Source organism: Nocardia yamanashiensis NBRC 100130 (assembly GCF_001613325.1).
Classification (GTDB): Bacteria; Actinomycetota; Actinomycetes; order Mycobacteriales; family Mycobacteriaceae; genus Nocardia; species Nocardia yamanashiensis.
In genome coordinates this window covers 82,664-109,307 of the sequence record NZ_BDCD01000020.1, presented here as the reverse complement: position 1 = coordinate 109,307, position 26,644 = coordinate 82,664, and the positions used below count along the sequence as shown (strand labels likewise).

Here is a 26,644-nt window from a genome sequence, read left to right as displayed (position 1 = left end):
GCGGACGCAGCCGACCTGGCGAAGACCGATCCGGCCGCCCCCGCGCAGCCGAACGGCAACAGCGGAAGCGCCGATATCGCCGGTGCCGCGCGAGCCGAGCACGACAGCGAAAAGGCCGGTGCCGCAGCCGATACGCGGGCTGCCGGTGACGGCGAAGCAGCTGAACAGGCTGTTGCCGGGCGCAAACGCCTGCCGTTGCTGCTGACGCTCGCGGCCGTGCTGCTCGGCCTGGATCTGCTGACCAAGACCATCGTGGTGGCGCAGCTGAAGCCGGGGCAGCCCATCTATCTCATCGGCGACTTCGTGCGCCTGAGCCTGGTGCGCAATCCCGGCGCGGCCTTCTCCATGGCCACCGGCATGACCTGGCTGCTCACCCTGATCGCCACCGCGGTGGTGATCGGCGTGATCCGGATCGGGCGCACGCTGCGGTCGGTGCCGTGGGCCATCGGGCTGGGCATGGTGCTGGGCGGTGCGCTGGGCAATCTGATCGACCGGCTGTTCCGCGCGCCCGGCCCGCTGCAGGGTCACGTGGTGGATTTCGTGGCGGTCGGCTGGTGGCCGGTGTTCAATGTGGCCGATTCGGCCATCGTGTGCGGCGCCATCCTGCTGGTCGCGCTGACGGTATTCGGTTTCGAGCCGGACGGCACCCGGGCCGGCCGGAAAGAGGAGGACGAGATCGCGGAGGAGAAGACGGTATGAGGGAAACCCGGAGCATGCCCGTGCCCGACGGCCTGGACGGCATGCGGGTCGATGCCGGCCTGTCGCGGCTGCTCGGCCTGTCGCGCACCGCGGTGGTGGCGCTGACCGAGGAGGGCGCGGTCCAGCTGGACGGGGTGGCGGCGGGCAAGTCCGACCGGCTCACCGGCGGCGCCTGGCTGGAGGTCGAATTCCCCGAGCCCAAGCGCGAACTCACCGTCGAGGCCACGCCCGTCGAGGGCATGAAGATCCTCTACGCCGACGATGACATCGTGGCGGTGGACAAGCCGGTGGGCGTGGCCGCGCACACCGGCGTCGGCTGGACCGGACCCACCGTGGTGGGCGGGCTGGCGGCCATGGGCTACCGCATCTCCACCTCCGGCGCGCACGAACGGCAGGGCATCGTGCACCGGCTGGACGTCGGCACCTCGGGGGTGATGGTGGTGGCGCAGTCCGAGCACGCCTACACCCAGCTCAAGCGGGCGTTCAAGTACCGGACGGTCGAGAAGCGCTATCACGCGCTGGTGCAGGGACATCCGGATCCGAGCTCGGGCACCATCGACGCCCCGATCGGCCGGGCGCGCGGCAACGACTGGAAGTTCGCGGTCACCGCCGACGGACGGCCCTCGATCACGCACTACGACACCGTCGAGGCGTTCCAGTCCGCGAGCCTGCTCGACATCCATCTGGAAACCGGTCGCACGCATCAGATCCGGGTGCATTTCTCGGCGGTGCGGCATCCCTGCTGCGGTGATCTCACCTACGGCGCGGACCCGCGGCTGGCCGAACGGCTGGGCCTGGAACGGCAGTGGCTGCACGCCCGGCAGCTGGGTTTCAACCATCCGGCCGACGGGCGCTGGATCGAGATCACCAGTGCATATCCGGCCGACCTCGAGCACGCCCTGGATGTACTCCGTAGCGTGTAGCCGGTGAAACGTGCCGTAATCGCCGCGATCGCCGGGCTTCTGGTCCTGCTCGACATCGTCGTCGGGGTGGCGATCCCGCCCCGCGCGGGCGTCATCGCCACCGACCGGCTGGGCCCGGACTACGGCGAGCGGATCGACGATTACCTGCTGCGCGCACGGAACTCCTTGCAGGGCAACGACACCGGCGCGCACTGGGCGCTGCTCTCCTTCACGGCGGCGGTCACGGCCGACAGCGTGCCGGGATACGCTGCCGGGCACCGTATTTCGGAGGTCGACTATCACGTGGCCATCGACCGGGTGGCCACGCCCATCGTGTCGATCGGCGTCCCGGCCGGTGAAGCGGTGGCGGTGAAGTCCATCGACGCGGCCGGTTATCTGGTCACCGCCAACCCGTCCTACGACGAGCGTTCGGCCCGCGTCCAGCAGGTGGTGGCCGCGCGCCTGCACGCGCACTGCGCCTGCGTGGTCGGCGTCGTCGTGCACGCCCCGCTGCCCGATTTGCGGAACATGGCGGACCGTCCCGGCATCCGCGCGATCGAGGCCCTGCCCGCCGACGCCTCGGCCGGCGTGTTCGCGGTATCGCCGCTGCTCCCGGAGTATTCGGCCACGGTGACGGCGTCCCCCGACGACGGCCCGGTGCCCGCGAACTGACCCGTCCCGCGCCCGCAGTTCTAGAACGTGTTCTAATTACGGGGAGATCTTGGAGCGGAAAGGGATCGAACGAGATGGTCGCATTCTTCACGCCGGTGGACGGCAGCCTGGTACCGACCGCGATGTCGGTCAGCGCCTGGTCGCCGACCAATCTGGCCGGAACCGCCGTCTGCGGCCTGCTGGCCCGCGAACTGGAAATCCACGGTCCCGCCGCCGATTTCATCCCGGCCCGCTTCACCGTCGATCTGTTCCGCCCGGTGCTGAACGAGCCGATCACGCTGCGCGGCGAGGTGGTCCGCGACGGCACCCGGGTCCGGGTGGTCGACGCCGCCCTCGTGCAGCGCGACGAGGTCCGCGCCCGCGCCTCGGTCATGTACCTGGCGGTCGGCGAGCAGCCGCCCGGCGAGGTCTGGCAGGCCGGGCACGACCTGCCCGTCCCCGAATACGTACTCGACTCGCCATACGGCGAGGCCCCGCATTTCAAATCCGGCGACCAGGGCTGGACCCCTGACTTCGGGTCGGGCGCCAACAACCTGCGCAAAGCCGTCTGGCAGAACCTCCCGGCCCTGGTCGAAGGCGAACCCCTCACCCCCTTCCAGCGCGCCGCCTTCGTCGCCGACTGCACGAACATGGTCTGCAACTGGGGCACCGCCGGCGTCGGCTTCATCAACAGCGACGTCACCCTCACCCTGGCCCGCCTGCCCATCGGTCACGAGGTGGGCCTGCACGCCCAGGATCACATCTCCGCGGCGGGCGTCATGGTCGCCACCGCCACCCTCTACGACCGCACCGGCCCGCTCGGCGCCACCGTCATCACCGGCCTGTCCAACGCTCGCCGTCAGGTCGACCTGGCCGCCTTCGCCGAGGGCCGGTCCCTCCCCGTCACCGCGAACTGAGTTCGCCGCGACTCAGCGGAAGCGCCAGCGGGTCGCGCCGTGCGGGTCGGTGAGGCCGAGGGCGACCGCGGTATCGGGCTCGAAACGGTAGAGGTACCAGGGGGCGGGGCCGGCGCTCTGGGCGCTGTACGGAGCGGTGACCGCGTCGCCGTCGCGGGTCGCGGGCCAGCCGCCGGCGGCGAAAACGGCGGCCACCCGGTCGAGTTCGGCGTGATCGACGACGCGGGTGGCCGTGCCTTCGAAGATCAGGTCGGATTCGGGGAAACGGAACGAGAGGGTGCAGGCCGGGTTCGCGGCCAGGTTCCGGGACTTGCGGGTGCCCGGGCCGCTGGTGAAGTAGATGAAGCCCTGGGTTTCCACGGGGCCGATGCCGGTGGAATGCGGGCGGCCGTCGGGGCCGACCGTGCCGAGGAAGGCGGGGGTCTCGGGCAGGCCGATGCCCGCTTCGAAATGCTTGCGCACCAAGCTCCACGGCAGTTCGGCGGGCTCGTAGATATTGAGATCGGTGGCTTCGACGGGGTCGGGCAGCATGATTCCTCCTCGGGTCGGTGATACGAGTCGAGACGGGCGGCGCGGCGCGGATTCATCGGTCCGGTCCGGCAAGTATGTCCCGGGCCGGGTGCCTGTCGGAGGACTGTGCAAGATTGGAGGGAGCTCAGCTGAGGAGAGGGGTCGGGAACCGATGGTTTTGACTGCCGAACAGGCCGATCGGGCCAGGGGCGTGCTGCTCGGGACGGCGGCGGGGGACGCGCTGGGGGCGGGATACGAGTTCACGCATCCCAAACCGGACGTGGTCATCCGGATGAAGGGCGGCGGCGCGTTCGACTGGGCGCCGGGGGAGTGGACCGACGATACGGCGATGGCCATCGCGGTGGCGCGCGCGGCGGCCGAGGCCGGGAACCTGCACGAGGAATCCGGATTGGACGCGGTGGCGCGGGAATTCGTGGTCTGGTGGGACACCCGCCCGAAAGACGTGGGCGCGCAGACCAGCCAGGTGCTGCGGCACCGCGATCTGTCGGGGCGCGAGATGCAGATCCACGCGCACGAACTCGGCGGCCTGAAGGCGGGCAACGGCTCGCTCATGCGCACCGCGCCGGTGGCCCTGGTGTACCTGGACGACGAACCGATCAAATGCGCCAAGGCGGCCGCGGTGGTCAGCTCGCTCACGCACTACGACCCGCAGGCCATGCAGGCGTGCAAGATCTGGTCCCTGGCCATCCGGCACGCGGTGCTGCACGGCACGTACGACGGTGTGCGGGAAGCGCTTTCGATCGTGGACGCCGGATTCTGGGGGCCGCTGCTGGACACCGCGGAACACGGTGCGCCGGAAGACTTCCCGAAGAACGGCTGGGTGGTGCACGCCCTGCAGACGGCGTGGTGGGCCATCACCCACACCGATTCCCTGCCCGCCGCACTGGAAGCGGCGGTGCGGGCCGGCGGCGACACCGACACCACCGCGGCCATCGCGGGCGGGCTGCTGGGCGCGCGCTGGGGCGCCGCGGCGATTCCGGCGGAATGGCTGGAACTGCTGCACGGCTACCCGGGCTATCGCGCGGACGATCTGGACAAGCTGACCGAACGGATCCTCGAGCGCTGACGCGGGGCGCGCCCCGGAAAGGGGCGCGAAAGCCTCAGTCCGGCAGCCGGACCACGCCGTCGAGATACCGGCGGCACCGCCCCGACAGCCGTACCCGTTCCCCGGTGAGCGTGCATCGCAGGGCCCCGCCGCGCGGCGAGAGCTGGCGGGCCGACATGGTGGTGCGGCCGAGTTCCTTGGCCCACAACGGGGCCAGCTGCGCGTGCGCGGAACCGGTCACCGGATCCTCGGGGATGCCGACCCCGGGCGCGAACACCCGCGAGACGAAATCGATCTCGTCGCCGGTGGCGGTGAGAATGGCGGCGCGGCTGAGTTTCGGGAAGATCGAGAAGTTGGGCCGGGCGTCGGCCACCTCGTGCTCGGCGGTGACCACCAGCACGATGTCGGTGCCCTCGTAGGCGCGCAGCGGCCGCACCCCCAGCGCCTTGGCGAGCGCCTGCGGAATGTCCTCGTGCACATCGATTTCGACCGACGACACCACCGGCAGATCCAGCACCAGATCGTCGCGGTCGCGGTCCACCCGCAACCAGCCGCTGCGCGTGTAGAAGTGGACCCGGTCCGCGCCCGGATGCATATCGTCGAGGATCTGCGCGGCGGCGGCCAGGGTGGCGTGCCCGCACAGGTCCACCTCGACCGCGGGGGTGAACCAGCGCAGGTGGAAGGCCGGCGAATTGTCCGGCGGCGCACCGGCGTCCACGGGTAGCGCGGAGGTGTAGAAGGCGGTTTCGGCGAGGTTGTTCTCCTCGGCCAGGTGTTGCAGCAGCTCGTCCGGGAGCCAGTTCAGCAGTGGCATGACGGCTGCCGGATTGCCCGAGAACGGTGCGTCGGCGAACGCGTCGATCTGGTGCAGGAGGACCTCCATGAGGCCCAAGGTACCCGGGGATTCAATGCCTGCCCAGGACAAGGCAGTTCACGGCGAGCCAAACCATGCGACCAGTTTGGATGTAAAGCAGCGGCGGCGGGCCGTGAGGCCCGCCGCCGCGTACCGGCTCCGAATTCCGCTGAGATCAGCGCTTTTCGATCACTTCCTCGGGGGCGGTGGGCAGCAGGTGCGGCGTCTCGCCCTGCAGGCGCGCCTGCAACCACCACGCGGCCTCCACCAGCACCACGCCGATCGCCCCGCACACGATCGCCGAGGTCGTCAGCGCGACATTGGACGGATCGAGTTTGAAGAAGTGCCGGGTGAACGGGACGCTGAACAGGATCAGGTATCCCGCAACGGAACCCGCGACCAGCAGGATCTTCCACCAGTTCCACGGCCGCGCCACGATCGCCAGCACCCACACCGCGATGATCAGCAGTGTGATCAGCGCCGTGGTCCCGGCCTGCACCTTCTCGGTCTCCCCGGCATCGGGGCCCTGGTAGGCGATCAGGTAGGAGATGAACGTCATCACGCCGATGACCACGCCGGACGGGATCGCCAATCGCATGACGCGCCCGACGAATCCGGTGCGCGCCCGCTCGTTGTTGGGCGCGAGGGACAGGATGAACGCCGGAATGCCGATGGTGAACCAGGCCGCGATGGTCACGTGCCGCGGCAGGAACGGATAGCCGATCGCCTTGTAATGGAAGATCTGCGAACCGATTCCGGCGATGCCGATCAGGAACGCCAGCACCACCGAGTACACCGTCTTGGTGAGGAACAGGTTGGAGACCCGTTCGATATTGCCGATCACTCGGCGGCCCTCGGCCACCACGTAGGGCAGGGTGGCGAACTTGTTGTCCAGCAGCACGATCTGCGCGACCGACCGGGTGGCCGGGCTGCCCGAACCCATGGCGACGCCGATATCGGCGTCCTTGAGCGCGAGCACGTCGTTGACGCCGTCGCCGGTCATGGCGACGGTGTGGCCGCGCGATTGCAGGGCGCCGACCATGGCGCGCTTCTGATCCGGGCGCACCCGGCCGAAGACGGTCTGTTCCTCCAGCACGTCCGCCAGCTCGTTCTGGTCGGTCGGCAACTTGCGGGCGTCGACGGCGTGCGCACCGGCCGCCAGGCCCAGCGATTCGGCCACCGCGCCCACCGACACCGCATTGTCGCCGGAGATCACCTTGGTCGAAACGTGCTGGGAGGCGAAGTATTCCAGGGTGCCCTTGGCGTCGGGTCGCACCTTCTGCTCGAGCACGACCAGCGCCGCGGGGGTCACCTGGCCGGGCGCGTCCTTGGCGTCGACCGACCGGTCGCTACTGGCCAGCAGCAGGACCCGCAGGCCCTTGGCGCCGATCTCCTGTGCGACAGCGGCGGTTTCGGAGTCCGGATCCAGCAGCACATCGGGCGCGCCGAGCAGCCAGTTGCCGTGCTCGCCGTAGGAGAAGCCGCTCCACTTCTTGGCCGAGGTGAACGGCGCGATCCCGCTGACCTGCCAGCCGGGCGCGTCGGTGAGCGCCTCGGCGATCGCGGTGACCGAGGCGTTCGGCCGCGGATCATCGGAGGCCATGGCGGCCAGCACGGTGCGCAGTTCGGCTTCCGGAACCTCGCCCACCGGACGGACTTCCGCGAGCCGCATGCCGTTCTCGGTGAGCGTGCCGGTCTTGTCGGCGCACACCACGTCCACCCGGGCCAGGCCCTCGATGGCGGGCAGTTCCTGCACCAGGCACTGCCGTCGCCCCAGTCGCACCACGCCGACGGCGAAGGCGATGGAGGTCATCAGCACCAGGCCCTCGGGCACCATCGGCACCAGGGCGGCGACCATGCCGTTGACGGCGGGCCGCCAGGATTCCTTGGACGACACCAGCTGGTTGTAGATGGACAGCAGGCCCGCCGGAATCAGCAGGTAGGTAATGACTTTCAGAATGGTGTCGATGCCGTTGCGCAGCTCGGACTTGACCAGCGTGAACTTACTCGCCTCGTCCGCCAGCTTGGCCGCATAGGCGTCCTTGCCGACCTTGGTGGCCCGGTATGCCCCGCTGCCGGACACCACGAAGCTGCCCGACATGACCTGCGCCGCAACGCCTTTGTCGATCGGGTCGGCCTCACCGGTGAGCAGCGACTCGTCCACCTCGAGGAGTTCGGCCTCGACCACCTCGCCGTCGACCACGATCTGATCGCCGGGCCCCAGCTCGATGATGTCGTCGAGTACGACCTCCTGCGGCGCGACCGCGCTGGCCTTGCCCTCGCGCCGCACCACCGGCTGCGCCTGCCCGACGATGGCCAGCTTGTCCAGGGTGTTCTTGGCCCGGATCTCCTGGATGATGCCGACCGCGCTGTTCGCGACGATCAGCAGCCCGAACATCCCGTCGATGATCGAGCCGGTGGCCAGCACCAGAATGAACAGCACACCCAGGATGGCATTGATCCGGGTGAAGACGTTCGCCTTGACGATGTCCCGGACCGACCGGCTGGCGCGCTCGGGCACATCATTGGTCAACCCATCCCGTCGCCGCTGCTCCACCTCGGCTGTACTCAGCCCTAATGTGGGTGGACTGGGCGCACTCGACTCCTGCGTCGTGATCGACATGCCGAACAGCCTAGATGGCTGTCCGGAAAACGCAGGTGAGCGGCGCTCGGCCGACGTCAGCGGGTCGCCGGCCCGCTTCGGGGAATTCGTTTCGTCTGGTAATAACCGCGCGCTACGGTAGTTCGGTGAGCGAACGATCCCAGCAGGAACTAGGTGTCAGCTTCGGCGTCGGCGCGTACCTGCTCTGGGGATTGTTCCCGGCCTTCTTCGGTTTGCTGGCGTTCGCGAGCGCGGGCGAGGTGCTGGCCGAGCGGATTCTGTGGACGCTGGTGGTCTCGCTGGCGCTGCTGACGGTCTCCGGCCGGATCGGGGAATTGCGGCGGATCGACGCGCGGACCTGGCGGCTGGCGTTCGTGGCCTCGGCGGCGATCTCGATGAACTGGGGCGTGTACGTCTACGGCGTCATCTCCGGGCAGGTGGTGGAGTGCGCGCTCGGGTACTTCATCAATCCGCTGGTGACGGTGGCGTTCGGGGTGCTGATCTTCCGGGAGCGATTGCGCCGGACGCAGTGGGCCGCACTGGCGTTGGGCGCGGCGGCCGTGGTGGTGCTGACCGTCGACTACGGGCGGCCGCCGTGGATCGCCTTGATCCTCGCGTGCTCGTTCGCCACCTACGGGCTGGTCAAGAAGGTGATCAAGCTCGACCCGCTGCGGGGGCTGGCGGCCGAGGGGCTGGTGGCCGCGCCGTTCGCGCTCACCGCGGTGATCGCGCTCGGGGTGACCGGTCAGGCCACCTTCGGGTCGAGCGTGTCGCATACCGCGCTGCTCATGTCGACCGGGCCGGTGACGCTGGTGCCGCTGCTGCTGTTCGCGCTGGCCGCGCCGCGAGTTCCGTTGTCCACCATGGGGATCCTGCAGTATCTGACGCCCGCGTTGCAGCTGACCTGGGGCGTGGCCGTGGTGCACGAGGACATGCCCGCTTCGCGCTGGGCCGGATTCGCCTTGATCTGGCTGGCTCTGGCCGTATTCACCGTCGATGCCCTGCGGCGGTCCCGGAAGACGGTCGCCACTCCGGTCACCGTGCCGGAATAGCGCGGAACCGCGCACCCCTCATCAGATGCGCGGTTCCGGCGGGCTGGCTCAGGGTTGCTTCGTACCCTGCGCCTTTTCTACGAACTGGTTGGTATAGGTCGCGTCCAGGTCGATGCGATCGCGGACCGGTTTCACATTGCGCGAGTACTGGCCCAGGATGCGCAGGACGTTCTCCGCGCCTTCGCGTTTCATCAGGCCGTCGCCGTTGAACATGCTGATGGAATCGCGCACCGACTTCACGTACAGGTCCGGATTGCCGCCCGCGTACTGCGACGGCATCTTCGCGGCGATCTCCTCGGGGGAGTGCTGCTTGATCCACTGCAGGGTCTGCACGAACGCGGTGGCCAGCTTCTGCACGATATCCGGATGCGATTCGACCGTCTCGCAGCGCATGTAGAGCGAGGCCGCCGGGTAGAGGCCGCCGAGCGCCTTGCGGGTGCCCTCCTCGTTGCGCATATCGATGAGGATCTGCGCCTCGCCCGAGGTCACCATCTTGGCCACGGTCGGGTCGGTGGTCATGCCCGCGTCGATGCCGTTGTGGTTCATGCCGGCGATGAAGGTCTGTCCCGCACCGACTTTCACCCGGGTGTAGTCGGAGGTGCTCAGGCCCGCCTGACCGGCCAGGCCCTGGGTGAGGAAGTCGGTCGAGGAACCGAGCGAGGTGACGCCCAGGTTCCGTCCCTTGAAGTCGGCGGGCGATGTGATGGTCGCCGCGTCCTCCTTCGACACCAGCTCCACCTCGCCGGGCACATCGGCGAACTGCACGACGGTCTGGATGCACTGATCCTTGGCCTGCAGATCGATGGTGTGGTCGTAGAACCCCACCACCGCCTGCACATCGCCGGTGAGCAGCGCGGTTTCGGCGTTCGCGCCGGACTGTTCGCCCAGCAGCTGCACGTCGATGTCATTGCGTTCGAAATTGCCCAGCTGCTGGGTGAGCATGGCGGGCAGGTAGATGACCTTCTCCAGGCCGCCGACCATGATGGTGATCTGCGGGCGGCCGTTCTCGGTCGGGATGGCGCGCGAATCGCGGCAGCCGGTGGCCAGCAGCAGCGAGGCGGCGAGGGCGAGCAGCGCGAAAGGCTTGCGGTACTTCATGCCTCACACCCCGTGGCCCGAGCCGGACTGCGCCGGACGCCATTTCAGCAGGCGGTTCTCCGCGATGCCGATCAGCCATTCCGCCACCAGCGCCACCACCGTGATGATGATCATGCCCGCGTAGATGCCGGCCGCGTCGAAGGTGCCCTGGGCGTTGGAGATGAGCAGGCCCAGACCCTTGCTGGCGCCGGCGTATTCACCGACCACCGCGCCGATCAGGGCGAAGCCGAAGGCCGTGTGCAGGGAGGACAGGATCCAGGTGGTGGCGCTGGGCAGCACGATGGTGCCCAGGATCTGGGTGCGGCTCGCGCCCAGGATGCGGGCGTTGTTGATGACGTTGCCGTCGACTTCGCGGGCGCCGGTGAAGGCATTGAAGAACACCGCGAAGAACACCAGCACCACCACGGTCGCGACCTTGGAGCTCAGGCCCAGGCCGAACCAGATGATGAACAGCGACGCGAGCACGATGCGCGGAACCGCGTTGAGCGCCTTGATGAACGGCGCGAGGACATCGGCCCAGTAGCGGGAGCGGCCCAGCAGCACGCCGAGCACCACGCCGGCCACGGTGCCGATCACGAAGCCCAGCACGGCTTCCTGCACGGTGGTGTACAGCTGCAGCCAGATGGAGCCGAATTGCGTGCCGTCGGTGAACCATTCGACCAGGCGATCCCAGATGAGCGACGGCTTGGAGTAGAAGAACGGGTCGATCCACAGCGTGGCGGTCAGCTCCCACGAACCCAGCCACAGCGCCACCAGCAGGGCGCGCAGGCCCCAGGTGCGGGCCTTGGCCTTACGGGCGTTGTTGCGCACCCGCGCCAGAATCTGCTCCTCGGTCTCCACCTCGAATTCCGGTGCGCTCTTGGCGGTTTCGGCCATCACATCAAGCGACACGGGAGGCTCCCTTCTTGCGCGCCGCATCGACCTGATCGCGCAGCGTCTCCCAGATTTCCTTGTAGAGGTCGCGGAACTCCTCGGTGAGCCGCACCTCCTCGACATCGCGCGGGCGCTCCAGGGTGACGGTGAAATCACCGCAGACCGTGGCCGGGCTCGCCGTCATCACCACCACCCGGTCGGCCAGCACGATGGCCTCCTCCAGGTCGTGGGTGACGAAGATGACCGCCGCCCCGGTGCCCGACCACACCCGCAGCAGTTCGTCCTGCATGAGCTGGCGGGTCTGCACGTCCAGGGCGCTGAACGGCTCGTCCATCAGGATGATCTCGGGCTCGTTGACCAGGGTCTGGGCCAGGGCCACACGCTTGCGCATACCGCCGGACAGCTGATGCGGGTAGTACTTCTCGAACCCGGCCAGCCCGACCTTGGTCACCCATTCCTGGGCGCGCTCGCGGGCCTCGCCCTTGGCCTTGCCGCGGAAGCGCGGGCCCAGCGCCACATTGTCGATGACCGTGCGCCACGGCAGCACCGCGTCCTGCTGGAACATGTAGCCGACGCCGTCCGGGATGCCGCGCACGTCCTTGCCGTGCACCAGGGTCCGGCCCGCGGAGGCCGGTTCCAGGCCGGAGACGAGCGACAGCGTGGTCGACTTGCCGCAGCCGGTCGGCCCGACCACAGCGACGAATTCGCCCGGCGCGACCGTGAAATTCAGATCCCGCACGGCGGTGTGGATACCGCCGCCGGTGCCCGGGAAACGCTTCGTCGCGCCCCGCAGCTCGATCAGTGGGGAGTTCATTGACAGCTCCTGTTGTCCTGCGTCGCACGGGAGTGACGTGCAACCGATGTGGGTACGGTAAGTGCCCTGGGTCACACGGCCCGGGATTGTGCGCACAACCCGCGCAAGCGGCAATAGCGGCATTGTGCGCATTGTGCTCACGCCGGTGTGCTTTGATGGCCGGGTGAGCGTGTTCGGCCGCCGCGCGTTTCCCGTGCGGTTGCGGACACAGATCGTTCTGCTGCAGGTGGTACTCGTCGCGTTGACCCTCGGCATAGCGTTCGGGGTGTTCGCCTACGTCAGTGACCAGCGCCTGTCCGGCGAATACGGGCAACGCGCGCTGGCCGTCGCGCGCACCGTCGCCTCGGATCCCGAGGTGCGTTCCGAGGTCTCCCGCTACTCCGACGCAAACCTGAAATCCGGCCCGGCCCTCACCGCGGAACTGTCTTCGGGCGAGCTGCAGCAACTGGCGGTAGCCGCCGGCCAGCGCACCGCCGCCCTCTTCGTCGTCATCACCGACGACGCCGGCATCCGCCTGGCCCACCCCGACCCCACCCGTCTCGGTGAACGCGTCAGCACCGACCCCTCCCGCGCCCTGGCCGGCTCCGAAGTGGTGATCCGAGAACGCGGCACCCTCGGCGAATCCGTCCGCGCCAAAGTCCCCGTCCTCCGCCCCAACGGCGAATCCGTAGTAGGCGAAGTGAGCGTCGGCATCTCCACCGAGGCGGTCCGCGACCAACTCCTCCGCGACCTCCGCCGCGCCGGCCTCCTGGTCGGCCTCGCCCTCCTGGCCGGCGTAGCCGGCTCCCTCCTGCTGGCCCGCCGCTGGCACGGCCTCACCCTCGGCCTCGAACCCCAAGACCTCGCAGAACTGGTCCGCGAACAAGACGCCGTCCTGCACGGCATCGGCGAAGGCGTAGTAGCCGTCGACCCCCACTGGCGAGTCACCGTCGTCAACGACGAAGCCCGCCGCCTCCTCGGACTACCGGAGATCGACGGCGGAGCCGCCATCCAGAGGGGCGGCGCCAGCGAACTCACCGGTCGCGCCATCGACGACATCGGCCTCACTCCCCGTGTGCTGCAAGCCTTCCGGGCGGCGGACGGCGTGCCGGTGCAGGCCGCGGTCGGTGATCGCATCGTGGTGATCACCGCTCGCATGGTGCGGCGCGACGGGCGGGAGTTGGGTGCCGTGCTCTCCGTCCGGGACCGCACCGACGTCGAATCGCTCACTCGCCAACTCGACGCGGTCCGTTCCATGAGCACGGTGCTGCGCGCGCAGCGTCACGAGTTCGCCAACCGCCTCCATCTGCTCAACGGACTGCTGCACGACGACCGCGCATCCGAAGCCACCCAATACATTTCGGAACTCCTCGGCTCCGGTCCACTCGGCGCGGCACTGCCCGGCATGGACGCCGTCCACGACCCCTACTTGCAGGCCTTCCTCGCCGCCAAGGCCGCCCATGCCCGGGAAAGCGGTGTCACGCTGCGCCTCGGCCCCAATACCTGGGTGGACGCCAGTCTCGTGCTCCCCGTGGATGTCACCACCGTGCTGGGGAATCTCCTCGACAATGCGATCGAAGCGGCCCGTATCGGTGATAGCCCGCGCGAGGTCGAAGTCGAACTGCTGCAGGAGAACTCGACTCTGCATCTGGCGGTGTCCGACAGTGGCCCGGGCATCGACCCGGGCCTGGCCGAAGCGATCTTCACCGAAGGCGTCTCCACTCGCCCCGACACCGGTCTGCCGGGCGGTCGCGGCGTGGGGCTGGCGCTGGCTCGCCAGATCGCTCGCGCGTTGGGTGGTGAGGTCCGCCTGGCGCATACCGGTGGTGGTCGGGTCGAGAACTCGGGTGATACCGAGGCCGCGCCGTTGGGTGGAGCCGAGTTCATAGCGCGACTGCCGGGGGTATTGGTGGAAGGAGAATCGGCGTGGGCCGAACGGATTTGACGGTGCTGGTGGTCGATGACGATTTCCGGGTGGCGAATCTGCATGCCGGAATCGTCACGGCGCTGCCGGGTTTCACGGTCGGGGGCACCGCGAATTCGCTGGCTGCGGCGCGGGAGGTGCTCGGTGGTGCGACGGTGGATCTGGCGTTGGTCGACGTGTATCTGCCGGACGGGTCCGGGATCGATCTGGTGCGTGAGATGCGTTGCGACGCCATGATGCTCACCGCGGCCACCGAGGCGGAGACGGTGCGTGCGGCGTTGTCGGCGGGCGCGCTGGGGTATCTGGTGAAGCCGTTCGACCATGCCACGCTGGCCGCCCGGCTGGCTGGCTACGCGCGCTATCGCCGGATTCTGTCCGCGTCCGAGGTCACCGCCCGCGATGTCGATCACGCGCTCGAAGCGTTGCGGCCCGGGAGCGGCGGTGGGTCGGCGGCCGGCGTCGCTGCCGTGGCCTCGCCGACCAAAACGCTGGTGCTGGAAGCGATTCGGGCCGCGACCGCCTCGTTGTCGGCCGCTGAGGTGGCGGCCGCGACCGGCATGTCACGCGCCACCGCGCAGCGCCATCTGGCGGCTCTGGTCGGGTCCGGCGAACTGCGGATGCAATTGCGCTACGGCAGCACCGGGCGTCCCGAACAGGAGTACTCGCTGCCGCGCCGGTCCTGAGCGCTCACGGGGCGGTGGACATGACGGCACGGACGGTGTCGCGGAGCCAGATGTGGGCGGGGTCGGCGTCTTGGCGCGGGTGCCAGGCCATGGCGAAGGGGAGCGGTGCGAGGTCGAAGGGGAGGGGGAAGGTCACCAGGCCGAATCGTTCGGCTACCGGGCTGAGGCGGTGCGGGAAGTGGCCGACGAGGTCGCTGCCGTGCAGGAGGAACAGGGATGAGGTGAAGGTGCTGGTGGTGGCGGCCACGGTGCGGCGCAGGCCCTGCTTCTCCAGTTCGGTGTCGATGGGGCTGTGCGAGCGGCCGCGCCGGGAGACGATCAGATGTCTTGCGCGGGCGAAGGTTTCGGGAGTGACCGGAGCTTCGAGGAGCGGGTGATCGGGGCGGGCCAGACCGACCATGTGGTCGTCGAAGAGGGGCTCGGTGAGGATTTCCGGGGCACGGGTGTCGATGATGCCGACCTCGAGGTCGGCCTCGCCATCGCGCAGAACGGGCAGGTCGATGTGGCTTTCCTGGAGGAAGCCCAAGCGGAGACCGGGCGCTTCGGCCGCGGCGCGTGCGAGCAAGGCGGGACCGTAGGCCGCCGCGATGACGTCGGGCATGAGCAGGGTCATACCGCGCACCAGGGTGCGCAGATCCGTCGAAGTCGCCGCGGCGAACAGGGCTTGAACGCGTTCGACCAGGTCGCGAACCTCGGCTTCGATGGCGAGCGCGTGCGGGGTCGGGACCATCACGCGGCCCGCGCGCACCAGCACCGGATCGCCCAGCGCCTTCCGGATCCGGCCCAGGGCGCGGCTGACGGCCGGTTCGGACAGGTGCAGGCGGTCGGCCGCGCCGGTCACGCTGCGCTCGGAGAGCAGGGCGTCGAGGGTGACCAGCAGGTTGAAGTCCAGATTGCGCGGGTGCCCGGTTGATTGCGCCTGATGCATTTATTACTTTCCTGGATTGCATTTGAGTAATTAATGCAGGCAGCATACCGTCGAAGACGTCGCGACACCGATAACCACCATGACGCTCTCGTCAGGAGTTTCCGTGTCATCCCATTCCTCCGACGCCGTGCTGGACACGGCGTCCATCCCTGTCGAACACGCACCGCCGCAACGAATTCCGCGTGCGATCGTGCTCACGCTGTGCGCCTGCGTGGCGCTGGCGCAGAGCATGGTGGCCTCGGTCAATCTGGCCATCCCGCTGCTCACCAGCTCCCCGCTGCATCCCGGCGGCGAGCAGCTGCTGTGGACCGTGGACGCCTACGTCATCGTGTTCGCCGGGCTGCTCATCCCGGCCGGTGCGCTCGGTGACCGGTACGGGCGCAAAGGCGCGCTGCTGACCGGCCTGGCGCTGTTCGCGGCCGGTTCGCTGCTCAGCGCGGCCGCACCGAACATGGCGCTGCTCATTGCGGGCCGGGCGGTGTCCGGCGCGGGGGCGGCGTTCATCATGCCCGCCACCATGTCCATCCTGGTCGGCCTGGCCCCGGATGCGATGGCCCGCGCCAAGGCGCTCGCGGCCTGGACGCTCGCGGTCGGTCTGGGCGGCACGCTGGGCAATATCGGCGGCGGGCTGTTGCAGCAGTACCTGTCCTGGAGAGCGCTGTTCTGGGTCGTGGTGCCGCTGGCCGCGCTGCTGGCGCTCACCGTCCTCCGGGTCGTGCCGCGTACCCCGCGTCGCGCGGCGGCCCCCGATCCGTTCGGCGCGCTCCTGCTCACCCTGGGCGCGACGGCGATCCTGTACGGCATCATCGAAGGTCCCGGCCGGGGCTGGGGCGCACCGGAAGTGCTCGCCGGATTCGCGCTCGGCGCGGTGCTGCTCGCGGTGCTCGTCGCTTACCTGCTGCGGGCCGCGCATCCGCTCGTCGATCCGCGCGTATTCCGTTCGCGCCCTTTGCGAATCGCCCTGCTGGGCACCGCGGCCAGTTTCTTCGGCATGTTCGCGCTGTTCTACGTGAACGCCCAGTATCTGCAATACGCCAAGGGCTACTCGCCCGCGCTCACCGGCCTGGGCATCACACCGGCCGCCCTCGGCATGATGGTCATGCCCCGCTACGCCGTCCGCATCCAAATGCGTTACGGGCCGCGGCTTCCCGCCGCCGGCGGCTTGGCGCTCATCGCCCTGGGCCTGCTGGCGATGGCCACCGCCACACCGGGCACCCCGTACCCGCTCTACGCCCTGTACCTGATCGTGCTCTCCTCGGGCATGGGGTTGTGCGCGCCCGTGCTGACCACCGGCGTGATCGCCGGCCTCCCCGCCGAACAGGCCGGAATGGGCGCCGGATTGAACACCGCCGCACGGGAATTCGGCGCCGCGCTGGGCGTCGCGGTGGTCGGCACCGCGCTCGCGGGCCATGCGCACGCGGTCGCCGATCCGGCTGCTTTCGCCGACGCCATGGGCACCGGCCTGGCTCTGGTCGGCTCGGTGGTACTGCTGGCCGCGGCCACGGTGGCCCTGGGCTATCGCACCGCGCGAGCGTGAGAACGGCTCGTCAGCAGTGGTTTCCGGGAGTATTCAGCCCGGCCGGCGGCCGTCGATCAGCGTGCCGCCGGGAACCGCTGTTGCAACCACCCGGTCACATACCCCAGCACCTGCGGATCGATGGTGGTCTCGATCTTGGCGTACTCGTCCGGCAGCCCGGTGCCGGCGGGTTGCATCAGATGGTTCAGCCCGTCGAACACCACCACGGTCGCATCCGGATCCGTGCTCAGCAGCGCCCGCGCCGGACCTTCGTTCTGCTTGGCGGGCACCTGCAAATCCTTGCCGCCGTAGAAGGCCAGCACCGGAATTCGCATGGCGGACAACGCCGGAACCGGATCGTAGGTGAAGAGCCCGGCCATGTACTGCGTCACGGAGGCGTCGATCTCCGCGCTGGTCGCGCGTTCCTCGGCGGGCAGCGAATCATTGTGCTGGTAGGCGAAGTCCCGGGCGGCCGCCATATCCCCGATCCGGAAGATATTGGCCAGCCCCGACAGGAACCCGATCTGCGAGCTGAGCTGTTCGGAACTCGCGCCCTTGGCCCGCAGGATCAGGTCGTTCTGTTCCAGCACCACTTCGGAACCGGTCACCGACGGCCCCGCCATCAGGATCGCGAACGCCACCCCGCTGTCGGGTCGCGACGCGTACAGCGGCGCCAGATACCCGCCCTCGCTGTGCCCCAGCAATCCGATTCGCGCCCGGTCGATTTCGGCCCGCCCGCGCAGGAAGCTCACGCCCGCCCCCACATCGTCGGCGAGTTCCTGATAGGTGGAGGTGTCGAGATTCCCGCCGGTCCCGCCCACCCCGCGGTCGTCGGTGCGCAGCACCGCGTACCCGGCCCGGGTGAGCGTATCGGCGAGCAGCAGGAAGGGCTGATGCCCCAGCAGGCTCTCGTTGCGATCCTGCGGCCCGCTGCCGGTGATCAGCACCACCGCCGGGAACGGCCCGGTCCCGTTCGGCACGGTCAGCGTGCCCGCGACGGTGATCTCCCCGCTGCGATAGCCGACCTCCTCGGACCGGTACGGCCACGGCGGCTTCGGCTCCTGCGGCCGGGCCCCGGCGGGTTTCTCCGGCGCGGGCCGCTCGGCGCTGGTCACGGGCGGCGGAGCCGTCGCCGGCGGCTCGGAATCGGCACATCCCGAGGCGACCAGGGCGACGAGCAGGGCGGGCACTAACGACCGCGGCAGGCGCACGATCTCCAGCCTACGCGCGTCCTGTGACTCCAGTCACAGGACTGTTGGCGGATCCGGCGGCGATTCGCTAATTTCGAACGAGTGGCGGTGCTCCTGTCGGCCGACTTGTACCGGTCCAGGGTCGGGATCGCCACGGACACAGGAGAAATCCGATAACTATTCAGTTCAACCACACCATCGTCGGCTGCAACGACCACCGGGAATCCGCCCAATTCTGGGGCGACATACTCGGATTGGAGGTGGGGGAGCAATGGGGTCCGTTCATTCCGGTCAAAGTCGCGAATGACGTCACCTTCGATTTCGCGAACGTTCCCCCCGATCTTCCCGGTGGTATTCAGCCGCAGCACTACGCCTTCCTGGTTTCCGAAGCCGAATTCGATTCCGGCTACGCGAAAATCGTCGAACGCGGGCTCACCTACTGGGCGGACCCGCGCGGACAGGCGGAAGGCCAGATCAACCACAATGACGGCGGCCGCGGCATCTACTTCCGCGATCCCGCCGGTCACTACCTGGAAATGATCACCGTCCCGTACGGCGGCTGGCCGCAATAGCCGGCGTCAGGGCGTGACCGCCACGCCCAGGGTCAGCGCGCCATAGCTTTTCGGCGTGTGCGCTTCGTAGAAGACGTCGAGGTCGCGGATTTCGAACCCCGCGGCCTCGACCAGCCCGCGAATATCCCGATTCAGATGACAGCCGCCGGCGATGACCTTCTGAATCGGATTCAAACGGTTCTGCCAGGTCCGCACTTTCGCATCCGGCGCGCGCCCGTGCTCGACGAAATGAAAAGTCCCGCCGGGGGCCAGCACCCGCTGCACTTCGGCCAGCGCGGCCGCCACATCGGGAATGGTGCACAAGGTCCAGGTGGACAGCGCCGAATCGAAGGAATCGTCCGGGAACGGCAGCGACTGCCCGTCCAGTCCGGCGCGTTCCACCGGCGCCGTGGCCGCGGCGACGCGTTCGGCCGCCATCTTCCAGCCCAGGTCGGCGGGTTCCACGGCGCTCACCGATTTCACGGCCGCCGGATAGAACGGCACATTGCGGCCGGAGCCGAAGCCGATCTCGACCACCCGCCCGTGCAGTCCCGCGCAGGTCCGCTCCCGGGTCGCATCCAGGAACTTGGATCCGCACGTCAGGTCGACCAGGTGCGGCAGGAGCCGGTCTTCGTAGATGCCCACGTACCCATAATGCCCCCGTTTCACACCGCCGTCGCCATAACGCTCGCGTCACCACTCGGCAAACCGGAATAACCTCTCGGCCAACGGGAATAACTCTGGCGAGCGGGTCATTGCCCGCCGCGAGAAGGGACTCGTACCGTGGAACCCGTGAGCAATGACGCTTCCTCCCCGGGCCTATCGCACCTACCGGCCGGTGTCGGCGGTTACGCCGTCCCCGAATTAGGGCCGCTGGTACGGACTTTCGCACGACGCATGGGCGGGCGGCCCGGATCGGGGGGCGCCGTCACGGTGCGGCGGCACGGTGAAACCCTCGCCGAGATCTGGGTGGGGGAGCGCTCCGGCGGGAACGCCTGGACCGCGGACACCGGGTCGATCGTCTTCTCCGCCACCAAAGGCGTGGCCGCCACGGTCATTCATCGCCTGGCCGACCGGGGGCTGATCGATTACGACGCGCCCGTCGCCGCCTATTGGCCGGAGTTCGCGGCGGGCGGTAAGCAGGCCATCACCGTGCGGCAGGTGCTGACGCATCGGGCCGGGCTGTCCGGGCTGCCGTCGATCGCCCGCGGCCTGGACGACGTGCTCGATCACCGGTTGATGGAGGCGCAGCTGGCCGCCGCGAAACCCGATCGCCTGCTGGGTGTTCCGGCCTATCACGCGCTGACCTTCGGCTGGTTGCTGGCCGGGCTGGCGCGGGCGGTCACCGGGCGCGGCATGGCCGAACTGTTCCGCACCGAGGTGGCCGAACCGCTCGGCACCGACGGCATTCACCTGGGCCGGCCGCCCGCGAGTTCGGCGACCATCCCCGCGAACCTGGACGGCAACCGGCTCGCCCCGGTCGGCAGCACCTATGCCTCGATGTTCCTGGGCCGCGCCTACGGTTTCCCGGCCGTGCTCGGCACGCTCGCCCGCTGCCTGTTCCTGCCCGGGCTCGAAGGTCTGGTGGACGGTGACGAACCGCCGGTGCTCGACACCGAGATGCCCGCCGGGAACGGCGTCTGCACCGCCTCCGGCCTGGCCACCCTCTACGGGGCGATCGCGAACGGCGGCATGCACGAGGGCCGCCGCTACCTCTCGCCCGGCACCATCAAGGCCATGCGCCGCATCGAGACCTATCAGCTCGATCACGCCCTCGGCTACGCGCCGATGATGTGGCATCTGGGCTATCACTCGCTGCCGATGCCGGGCGCGCGCGGCGGTTTCGGGCATGTCGGGCTCGGCGGTTCGCTCGGCTGGGCCGATCCGAATTCCGGCGTGTCCATCGGTTTCGTGCACAACCGGCTCGGGATGGCCGCGCTGGTCAACGAGCAACTCGCGTCGGCATGGGTGCTGCCGCTGGCGGTCCGGGGCGCGCGTGCCGTGCGCCGTACCGCCGACCTCGTTCCGGTGCGCGAGGTAGCTTGACCGGAAGACGCAGGGCCCGGCCGGATTTCCCGGCCGGGCCCTGCGCCGCGGGTGGATCAGCGGCGGGCGATGGCTTCGAACACGGTGGGGTCCACCAGGGTCGAGGTATCGCCGAGCTCGCGGCCTTCGGCCACATCGCGCAGCAGGCGGCGCATGATCTTGCCGGAACGGGTCTTGGGCAGCTCCGGGACCACATGAATATCGCGCGGCCGGGCGATGGGTGAGATCTCCCGGGAGACTTCGGCTTTCAGCTCCGCCACCAGCGCGGAGCCGGTATCGGTGGCCTCGGCGGTCAGGATCACGAAGGCCACGATGCCCTGGCCGGTGGTGGCGTCGGACGCGCCGACCACGGCTGCTTCGGCCACGCCTGAGTGCCCGACCAGTGCGGATTCGACCTCGGCGGTGGAGATGCGGTGGCCGGAGACGTTCATGACGTCGTCGACGCGGCCCATCACCCAGAGATCGCCGTCGGCATCGAGGCGGGCGCCGTCACCGGCGAAATACCAACCGCTGGAAGCGAATCGATCCCAGTAGGTTTCCTGGAACCGCTGCATATCGCCCCAGATGCCGCGGGCCATGGCGGGCCAGGGCTGATCCAGGACCAGCAGACCGTCGGCGTCCTTGTCGCCCAGATCGTTCCCGTCCTCGTCCACGATCTTGGCGGAAATACCCGGCAGCGGGGTCATGGCCGCGCCGGGCTTGGCGGCGGTCACGCCCGGGAGCGGGGAGATCATGATGGCGCCGGTTTCGGTCTGCCACCAGGTGTCCACGATGGGGGTTTTGTTGCCGCCGACGACTTCGCGGTACCAGCGCCAGGCTTCGGGGTTGATCGGCTCGCCGACGGAGCCGAGCAGGCGCAGGCTCGACAGGTTGTGGGATTCGGGGATTTCGCGGCCCCATTTCATGAACGTGCGCACCAGGGTGGGGGCGGTGTAATAGATGCTGACCCCGTACTTTTCGATGATTTCCCAGTGGCGGTGCTCGTTGGGGAAGTTCGGGGTGCCTTCGTAGACGACCTGGGTGACGCGGTTGGAGAGGGGTCCGTAGACGATGTAGGAGTGTCCGGTGACCCAGCCGATGTCGGCGGTGCACCAGTAGACGTCCTGTCCGGCCTTGTGGTCGAAGACGTAGTGGTGGGTGTAGGAGGCTTGGGTGAGGTAGCCGCCGGAGGTGTGCAGGATGCCTTTGGGTTTTCCGGTGGTGCCGGAGGTGTAGAGGATGAACAGCGGGTGCTCGGCGTCGAAGGCCTGCGCCTCGTGCTCGGGCGAGGCGAGGGAGACGGTTTCGTCCCACCACAGGTCGCGCCCTGCGGTCCACTCCGTCTCGATCCCCGTGCGCCGCACCACCAGCACGTGTTCGACGGTGGCGGCGGCGGTCGAATCGCCTTGCGCGGCAAGCGCTTCGTCCACCGCCGCCTTGAGCGGGGCCGCCGTGCCCCGCCGCCACTGGCCATCGGAGGTGATGACCAGCCGGGCCTGTGCGTCGTCCACCCGCTGCCGTAGCGCGCTCGCCGAGAACCCGGCGAACACCACCGAGTGCACCAGCCCGAGCCGCGCGCACGCCAGCATGGACACGATCGCCTCGGGAATCATCGGCATGTAGATGGCCACCCGATCCCCGGCCCGCAAGCCGAGTCCGGTGAGAACGTTCGCCGCCCTGCACACTTCGGCCAGCAGGTCGGCGTAGGTGAGGTCGCGCGCATCCCCGGGCTCACCCTCCCAGTGGATCGCGACCTGATCCCCGTGCCCCGCCTCGACATGCCGATCCACGCAGTTGTAGGCCACATTCAGCTGCCCGTCCGCGAACCACTTCGCGACCGGCGCGCCGGACCAGTCCAGCACCGAGGTGAACGGCCGATGCCAGTGCAAGCGCCCGGCCTGCTCCGCCCAGAACGCGTCCCGGTCGGCGGCCGCCCGGTCGTACAGGGCGGCGCCGGTATTCGCCTGCGCCGCGAAGCCGGCACTCGGCGGGTAGGCGGCGAGACGGTCGTGCACGATGCTGGTCACTGCGTAATCTCCTGTCGAAAAGTCATGCGGGGCACGGGGATTGCCGATCAGTGCGCGATGGCCTGCTCGGCGCCGACGCCCGTGAGGGAACGGACTTCCATCTCCGCGGCCTTGCCCGGATCCTCCTTGCCGCGGCCGGCGAAGGTGCCGGCGATACCGAGCACGAAGGCCAGCGGGATGGACACGATGCCCGGGTTGGACAACGGGAACCAGTCGAAGTCCATGCTGGGCAGCATGGCCGTCTTGGAACCGGACACGGCGGGGGAGAAGACGATCAGCACGATGGTGGAGATCAGGCCGCCGTACATGCTCCACAGCGCGCCGGTGGTGTTGAAGCGCTTCCAGAACAGCGAGTACAGGATGGTCGGCAGGTTCGCCGAGGCCGCCACCGCGAACGCCAGGGCCACCAGGAAGGCGATGTTCTGGCCATTGGCGAGAATGCCCAGGCCGATGGCCATGATGCCGACCACCACGGCGGTGATCCGGGAGACCTTCACCTGCTCGGCGTCGGAAACCTTGCCGCGCTTGATGACTCCGGCGTAGATGTCGTGCGCGAAGGACGCCGACGCGGTGATGGTCAGACCGGCGACCACGGCCAGGATGGTCGCGAACGCCACCGCCGAGATGATGCCCAGCAGCAGCACGCCGCCCAGTTCGAACGCCAGCAGCGGGGCCGCCGCGTTCTGCCCGCCGGCCGCGGCCAGGATCTTGTCCGGGCCCACGATGGCCGCCGCGCCGTAGCCGAGCACCAGGGTGAACAGGTAGAACGCGCCGATCAGGCCGATCGCCCACACCACCGAACGGCGCGCTTCCTTGGCGGTCGGGACCGTGTAGAAGCGCATCAGCACGTGCGGCAGACCGGCGGTGCCGAGCACCAGCGCCAGGCCCAGCGAGACGAAGTTCAGCTTGGAGGTGCCGCTGCCGCCGTACTGCGCGCCGGGCGCGAGGACGTCACGCTTGGCGACCGCCTTGGTGGCCGATTCGGACACATGCTGCTGCGCCGAACCGAGGATCTCGGAGAAGTTGAACCCGAACTTGCCCAGCACCAGCACCGTCATGAACGCCGCGCCGGCGATGAGCAGCACGGCCTTGATGATCTGCACCCAGGTGGTGCCCTTCATACCGCCGATCAGCACGTACGCGATCATGAGCACGCCGACCACGGCGATCACCACGGACTGGCCGGTGCGGCTCTTGATATCCAGCAGCAGCGCCACCAGGCCGCCCGCGCCGGCCATCTGCGCCAGCAGATAGAACAGCGACACCGCGAGGGTGGTGAGGGCGGCCGCGGTGCGCACCGGGCCCTGCTTCAAACGGAAGCTGAGCACATCGGCCATGGTGAATTTGCCGGTGTTCCTGAGCATTTCGGCCACCAGCAGCAGCGCTACCAGCCAGGCCACCAGGAAGCCGATGGAGTACAGGAAGCCGTCGTAGCCGTAGACGGCGATGGCGCCCGCGATGCCGAGAAAGCTTGCGGCGGAAAGGTAATCGCCCGCGATGGCGATGCCGTTCTGCGGGCCGGAGAACCCGCGCCCGCCGGTGAAGAAGTCGGCCGCGCTGGCATTGTTGCGGCTGGCCTTGATCACCACCACCATGGTGACGGCGACGAACAGCGCGAAGATCGCGATATTGGCGGCCGGATTGCCGACGGTCGCGGCGGCGGCATAGGTCACGGTGCTCACGCCCGGCCCTCCATCTCATTGCGAATGGCCGCGGCGCGCGGATCCAGCTCCCGGTTGGCGAACCGCACGTACAGGCCGGTGATCAGGAACGTCGACACGAACTGCCCGAGTCCCAGCACCAGGCCGACGTTGATGTTCCCGACGACCTTGGTGGCCATGAAGTCGTGGGCGTACGCGCCGAGCAGCACGTACACCAGGTACCAGGTGAGGAACAGCGCCGTCATCGGGAAGACGTACCGGCGCAGCCGATTCCGCAGCTCCTGAAACTCGGGGCTGGCCTGCACCGCGGCGAATTCCGCCGCCGTGGGCGTGTGCGGCGGGGTGGATCCGCCGACCTCTGTCGTACTCATCGAACGTCCTAGCGTGTGACGTGGCTTACTTGCCGCAGACCGTATCCAGCCGACCGTGACCGGACCATGATGTGGGCTGGGTCACTCGCTGAACGCCCGCGGTCGTGCGCCGAACGGTCGATCCCGCGCGACGAACGGTTACGCCAATGGTCATCGCGGCAGGCTTGCAGCCGGGATTCACACGCCCACCGCATGGAACATGCCGGAATGACCGGGGGCGGTCAGCGGGCGCGCTGACCCGGTTCGCGATCCGCGCCCAATCCGAGCCGTTCGGGGGCGTGTAGCCGCACGAAGATTCGCGCGACCTCCGGCACCGTCTGGCCGCGCGTCACCCGGCTCACGAGGATCATGACGGCGAAGGCGAGTGGAACACTCACCGCCGCTGGATAACTCAGCACCGCCTCCAGCCAACCCCCGGCCAGCCGCTCCGACACACCCCCGGTCACCGACACCACGGTCGCACCGCCGGAGACCAGTCCGCCCGCGATCAACCCGGCTGCCGCACCGGCCGCCGTGAGCCGTCGCCACCAGATGCCCAGCACCAGCAGCGGGCACAGGGTCGAGGCCGCGACGGCGAACGCCAGTCCGACGGTGCGAGAAAGGTCCAGGGAGGCCACGGTCAGTGAAAGTCCCAGCGGGACCAGTCCGGACACCAGCGCGGCCAGCCGGAAGTCGCGAATTCGGCCGGGCAGCATATCCGTTCCGATCACGCCCGCGAGGCTGACCAGCAGGCCCGAGGAGGTGGACAGGAAGGCCGCGATCGCGCCCGCCGCGACGAGCGCGCCCAGCAGTTCACCGGGCAGCCCGTCGAGTACGGAACCGGGGAGCAGCAGCACGGCCGCGTCGGAGGCGTCACCGAGCTGCCGGGCCGGTACGTACAGGCGCGCGAAGACGCCCAGCAGGATCGGGAAAAGGTAGAACAATCCGACCAGCCCGATCACCGTCGATGCGGTCGTGCGCGCGGCCCGGCCGTCCGGGTTGGTGTAGAACCGCACCAGCACGTGCGGCAATCCCATGGTCCCGAGGAATGTCGCCACCATCAGCGAATACACCTGGAACAGCGGATGCGCCCCGCCCAATCCGCCACCGGGCGCGAGCCATTCGGCCGGCAGCGGTTCGGGCGCGTGTGCTCCGCGCAGGAAGTGCGCGGCCAGCACCAGTGCGGGAATCGCGATGGCGGTGAGCTTCAGCCAGTACTGAAACGCCTGCACGAAGGTGATGGACCGCATCCCGCCGCCCGCCACCGTCCCGATCACGATGGCCCCCACCGCGATCGCGCCCACCCAGTCCGGTACGCCCAGCAGAATCCGCAAGGTCAGTCCCGCGCCCTGGAACTGCGGAATCAGGTACACCCCGCACACCAGCACCACCACCAGCGCCGCGAGCCGCCGCAAACGCACCGAGCCCAGCCGGAATTCGGCGAAGTCCGGCACGGTGTAGGCCCCCGAGCGCCGCAGCGGAGCCGCCACGAACAGCAGCAGTCCGAGATATCCGGCGGTGAACCCCACCGGATACCACAGCGCGTCCGCGCCGTACTTCGCGATCAGTCCGGCGACGCCGAGAAAGCTTGCCGCCGAGAGATATTCACCCGAGATCGCAGCCGCATTCCACCGCGCCCCCACACTGCGTGACGCCACCAGGAAGTCGGAAGTGGTGCGCGCCAGCCGAACCCCGTACGCCCCGATCCCCACCGTCGCGACCGCCGCCAGCAGCAGCGCCGCCCAGGTGAACCCCGATGCCCGCGAATCCACC

At 68.9% G+C, this 26,644-nt stretch carries 24 protein-coding genes; 11 read left to right on the top strand and 13 right to left on the bottom strand.

The annotated features are described in order from the left end of the window. Nucleotides 1–75 precede the first annotated feature (75 nt). From lspA to NY1_RS23505, 4 genes are all read left to right on the top strand, one after another. On the top strand, nt 76–699 hold the full coding sequence (gene lspA / locus NY1_RS23520; RefSeq protein ID WP_067717732.1) for a signal peptidase II: 624 nt from the start codon (nt 76–78) through the stop codon (nt 697–699). Continuing rightward, nucleotides 696–1,622 carry an RluA family pseudouridine synthase gene (locus NY1_RS23515; RefSeq protein ID WP_067717293.1) on the top strand — a complete coding sequence of 309 codons (927 nt, stop codon included), beginning with the start codon at nt 696–698 and terminating at the stop codon, nt 1,620–1,622. The genes lspA and NY1_RS23515 overlap by 4 nt, the downstream gene beginning before the upstream one ends. 3 nt (nt 1,623–1,625) lie before the next feature. Next, entirely contained in the window at nt 1,626–2,273 is a 648-nt protein-coding gene (locus NY1_RS23510) for a hypothetical protein (RefSeq protein WP_067717291.1), read from the top strand. 74 nt (nt 2,274–2,347) lie between these two features. Next, nucleotides 2,348–3,169, top strand: a complete 822-nt coding sequence (locus tag NY1_RS23505; RefSeq protein ID WP_067717288.1) for an acyl-CoA thioesterase domain-containing protein — start codon at nt 2,348–2,350, stop codon at nt 3,167–3,169. A gap of 12 nt (nt 3,170–3,181) precedes the next feature. Here NY1_RS23505 and NY1_RS23500 read toward each other — a convergent pair whose 3' ends face one another. Further along, nucleotides 3,182–3,700, bottom strand: a complete 519-nt coding sequence (locus NY1_RS23500) for a pyridoxamine 5'-phosphate oxidase family protein (RefSeq protein ID WP_067717285.1) — start codon at nt 3,698–3,700, stop codon at nt 3,182–3,184. 151 nt (nt 3,701–3,851) lie between these two features. On the opposite strand from NY1_RS23500, the gene NY1_RS23495 reads away from it, so the two are divergent. Next, nucleotides 3,852–4,766, top strand: coding sequence for an ADP-ribosylglycohydrolase family protein (locus NY1_RS23495; protein WP_067717282.1), 915 nt, complete (start codon nt 3,852–3,854; stop codon nt 4,764–4,766). Nucleotides 4,767–4,800: 34 nt separating this feature from the next. Here the strand turns inward: NY1_RS23495 and NY1_RS23490 are convergent, their stop codons facing one another. Continuing rightward, nucleotides 4,801–5,628 (bottom strand): PhzF family phenazine biosynthesis protein, encoded by an 828-nt coding sequence (locus NY1_RS23490; RefSeq protein WP_067717279.1) that lies wholly within the window; start codon nt 5,626–5,628, stop codon nt 4,801–4,803. A gap of 145 nt (nt 5,629–5,773) precedes the next feature. Then, on the bottom strand, nt 5,774–8,221 hold the full coding sequence (locus NY1_RS23485; protein WP_067717276.1) for an HAD-IC family P-type ATPase: 2,448 nt from the start codon (nt 8,219–8,221) through the stop codon (nt 5,774–5,776). Nucleotides 8,222–8,346: 125 nt separating this feature from the next. On the opposite strand from NY1_RS23485, the gene rarD reads away from it, so the two are divergent. Further along, entirely contained in the window at nt 8,347–9,252 is a 906-nt protein-coding gene (gene rarD / locus NY1_RS23480; protein ID WP_067717273.1) for an EamA family transporter RarD, read from the top strand. A 48-nt stretch (nt 9,253–9,300) separates the two neighbouring features. Here the strand turns inward: rarD and NY1_RS23475 are convergent, their stop codons facing one another. From NY1_RS23475 to NY1_RS23465, 3 genes are read right to left on the bottom strand one after another with little or no spacing between them, the layout of a single operon-like run. Continuing rightward, a complete protein-coding gene (locus NY1_RS23475; protein ID WP_067717270.1) occupies nt 9,301–10,350 on the bottom strand; it encodes an ABC transporter substrate-binding protein in 1,050 nt (349 codons plus the stop codon). A 3-nt stretch (nt 10,351–10,353) separates the two neighbouring features. Continuing rightward, nucleotides 10,354–11,241: an ABC transporter permease gene (locus tag NY1_RS23470; RefSeq protein WP_067717267.1), complete on the bottom strand. Its 888-nt coding sequence runs from the start codon at nt 11,239–11,241 to the stop codon at nt 10,354–10,356. Beyond that, on the bottom strand, nt 11,231–12,037 hold the full coding sequence (locus NY1_RS23465; RefSeq protein ID WP_067717264.1) for an ABC transporter ATP-binding protein: 807 nt from the start codon (nt 12,035–12,037) through the stop codon (nt 11,231–11,233). Before NY1_RS23465 ends, NY1_RS23470 begins: the two co-directional genes overlap by 11 nt. 193 nt (nt 12,038–12,230) lie before the next feature. On the opposite strand from NY1_RS23465, the gene NY1_RS23460 reads away from it, so the two are divergent. Both NY1_RS23460 and NY1_RS23455 read left to right on the top strand, forming a co-directional pair. After that, the gene (locus tag NY1_RS23460) at nt 12,231–13,961 is read left to right on the top strand and encodes an ATP-binding protein (RefSeq protein ID WP_067717729.1); all 1,731 of its coding nucleotides are present in this window, start codon (nt 12,231–12,233) and stop codon (nt 13,959–13,961) included. Then, the gene (locus tag NY1_RS23455) at nt 13,943–14,623 is read left to right on the top strand and encodes a response regulator (RefSeq protein ID WP_067717261.1); all 681 of its coding nucleotides are present in this window, start codon (nt 13,943–13,945) and stop codon (nt 14,621–14,623) included. Before NY1_RS23460 ends, NY1_RS23455 begins: the two co-directional genes overlap by 19 nt. 4 nt (nt 14,624–14,627) lie before the next feature. Here NY1_RS23455 and NY1_RS23450 read toward each other — a convergent pair whose 3' ends face one another. Then, nucleotides 14,628–15,551 carry a LysR family transcriptional regulator gene (locus tag NY1_RS23450; protein WP_067717258.1) on the bottom strand — a complete coding sequence of 308 codons (924 nt, stop codon included), beginning with the start codon at nt 15,549–15,551 and terminating at the stop codon, nt 14,628–14,630. Nucleotides 15,552–15,654: 103 nt separating this feature from the next. On the opposite strand from NY1_RS23450, the gene NY1_RS23445 reads away from it, so the two are divergent. Next, a complete protein-coding gene (locus tag NY1_RS23445; protein WP_218028416.1) occupies nt 15,655–17,088 on the top strand; it encodes an MFS transporter in 1,434 nt (477 codons plus the stop codon). A gap of 56 nt (nt 17,089–17,144) precedes the next feature. On the opposite strand, the gene NY1_RS23440 is transcribed toward NY1_RS23445, so the two are convergent. Next, nucleotides 17,145–18,278 carry an alpha/beta hydrolase family protein gene (locus tag NY1_RS23440; protein ID WP_233434445.1) on the bottom strand — a complete coding sequence of 378 codons (1,134 nt, stop codon included), beginning with the start codon at nt 18,276–18,278 and terminating at the stop codon, nt 17,145–17,147. Between the two features lie 152 nt (nt 18,279–18,430). On the opposite strand from NY1_RS23440, the gene NY1_RS23435 reads away from it, so the two are divergent. Continuing rightward, the gene (locus tag NY1_RS23435; RefSeq protein ID WP_067717252.1) at nt 18,431–18,829 is read left to right on the top strand and encodes a VOC family protein; all 399 of its coding nucleotides are present in this window, start codon (nt 18,431–18,433) and stop codon (nt 18,827–18,829) included. Nucleotides 18,830–18,835: 6 nt separating this feature from the next. Here NY1_RS23435 and NY1_RS23430 read toward each other — a convergent pair whose 3' ends face one another. Beyond that, nucleotides 18,836–19,453 carry a class I SAM-dependent methyltransferase gene (locus NY1_RS23430; protein ID WP_067717249.1) on the bottom strand — a complete coding sequence of 206 codons (618 nt, stop codon included), beginning with the start codon at nt 19,451–19,453 and terminating at the stop codon, nt 18,836–18,838. 147 nt (nt 19,454–19,600) lie between these two features. Between NY1_RS23430 and NY1_RS23425 the strand changes: the two genes are divergently transcribed. Continuing rightward, nucleotides 19,601–20,854 (top strand): serine hydrolase domain-containing protein, encoded by a 1,254-nt coding sequence (locus NY1_RS23425; protein WP_067717723.1) that lies wholly within the window; start codon nt 19,601–19,603, stop codon nt 20,852–20,854. A 56-nt stretch (nt 20,855–20,910) separates the two neighbouring features. On the opposite strand, the gene acs is transcribed toward NY1_RS23425, so the two are convergent. From acs to NY1_RS23405, 4 genes are all read right to left on the bottom strand, one after another. Beyond that, a complete protein-coding gene (acs, locus tag NY1_RS23420; protein WP_067717246.1) occupies nt 20,911–22,860 on the bottom strand; it encodes an acetate--CoA ligase in 1,950 nt (649 codons plus the stop codon). A gap of 47 nt (nt 22,861–22,907) precedes the next feature. Beyond that, a complete protein-coding gene (locus NY1_RS23415; protein ID WP_067717720.1) occupies nt 22,908–24,533 on the bottom strand; it encodes a monocarboxylic acid transporter in 1,626 nt (541 codons plus the stop codon). 5 nt (nt 24,534–24,538) lie between these two features. Then, entirely contained in the window at nt 24,539–24,892 is a 354-nt protein-coding gene (locus NY1_RS23410; RefSeq protein ID WP_067717243.1) for a DUF485 domain-containing protein, read from the bottom strand. Between the two features lie 221 nt (nt 24,893–25,113). Continuing rightward, the gene (locus NY1_RS23405) at nt 25,114–26,643 is read right to left on the bottom strand and encodes a sodium/solute symporter (protein WP_067717240.1); all 1,530 of its coding nucleotides are present in this window, start codon (nt 26,641–26,643) and stop codon (nt 25,114–25,116) included. Between the last annotated feature and the right edge of the window lies 1 nt (nt 26,644).

Bases quoted from the DNA above. Each gene is read 5' to 3' on its own strand.
- NY1_RS23515 (WP_067717293.1), top strand. From the start codon at position 696: ATGAGGGAAACCCGGAGCATGCCCGTGCCCGACGGCCTGGACGGCATG.
- NY1_RS23485 (WP_067717276.1), bottom strand. From the start codon at position 8,221: ATGTCGATCACGACGCAGGAGTCGAGTGCGCCCAGTCCACCCACATTA.
- NY1_RS23450 (WP_067717258.1), bottom strand. From the start codon at position 15,551: ATGCATCAGGCGCAATCAACCGGGCACCCGCGCAATCTGGACTTCAAC.
- NY1_RS23495 (WP_067717282.1), top strand. From the start codon at position 3,852: ATGGTTTTGACTGCCGAACAGGCCGATCGGGCCAGGGGCGTGCTGCTC.
- NY1_RS23410 (WP_067717243.1), bottom strand. From the start codon at position 24,892: ATGAGTACGACAGAGGTCGGCGGATCCACCCCGCCGCACACGCCCACG.
- NY1_RS23500 (WP_067717285.1), bottom strand. From the start codon at position 3,700: ATGCTGCCCGACCCCGTCGAAGCCACCGATCTCAATATCTACGAGCCC.
- NY1_RS23490 (WP_067717279.1), bottom strand. From the start codon at position 5,628: ATGGAGGTCCTCCTGCACCAGATCGACGCGTTCGCCGACGCACCGTTC.
- NY1_RS23505 (WP_067717288.1), top strand. From the start codon at position 2,348: ATGGTCGCATTCTTCACGCCGGTGGACGGCAGCCTGGTACCGACCGCG.
- NY1_RS23475 (WP_067717270.1), bottom strand. From the start codon at position 10,350: ATGAAGTACCGCAAGCCTTTCGCGCTGCTCGCCCTCGCCGCCTCGCTG.
- NY1_RS23465 (WP_067717264.1), bottom strand. From the start codon at position 12,037: ATGAACTCCCCACTGATCGAGCTGCGGGGCGCGACGAAGCGTTTCCCG.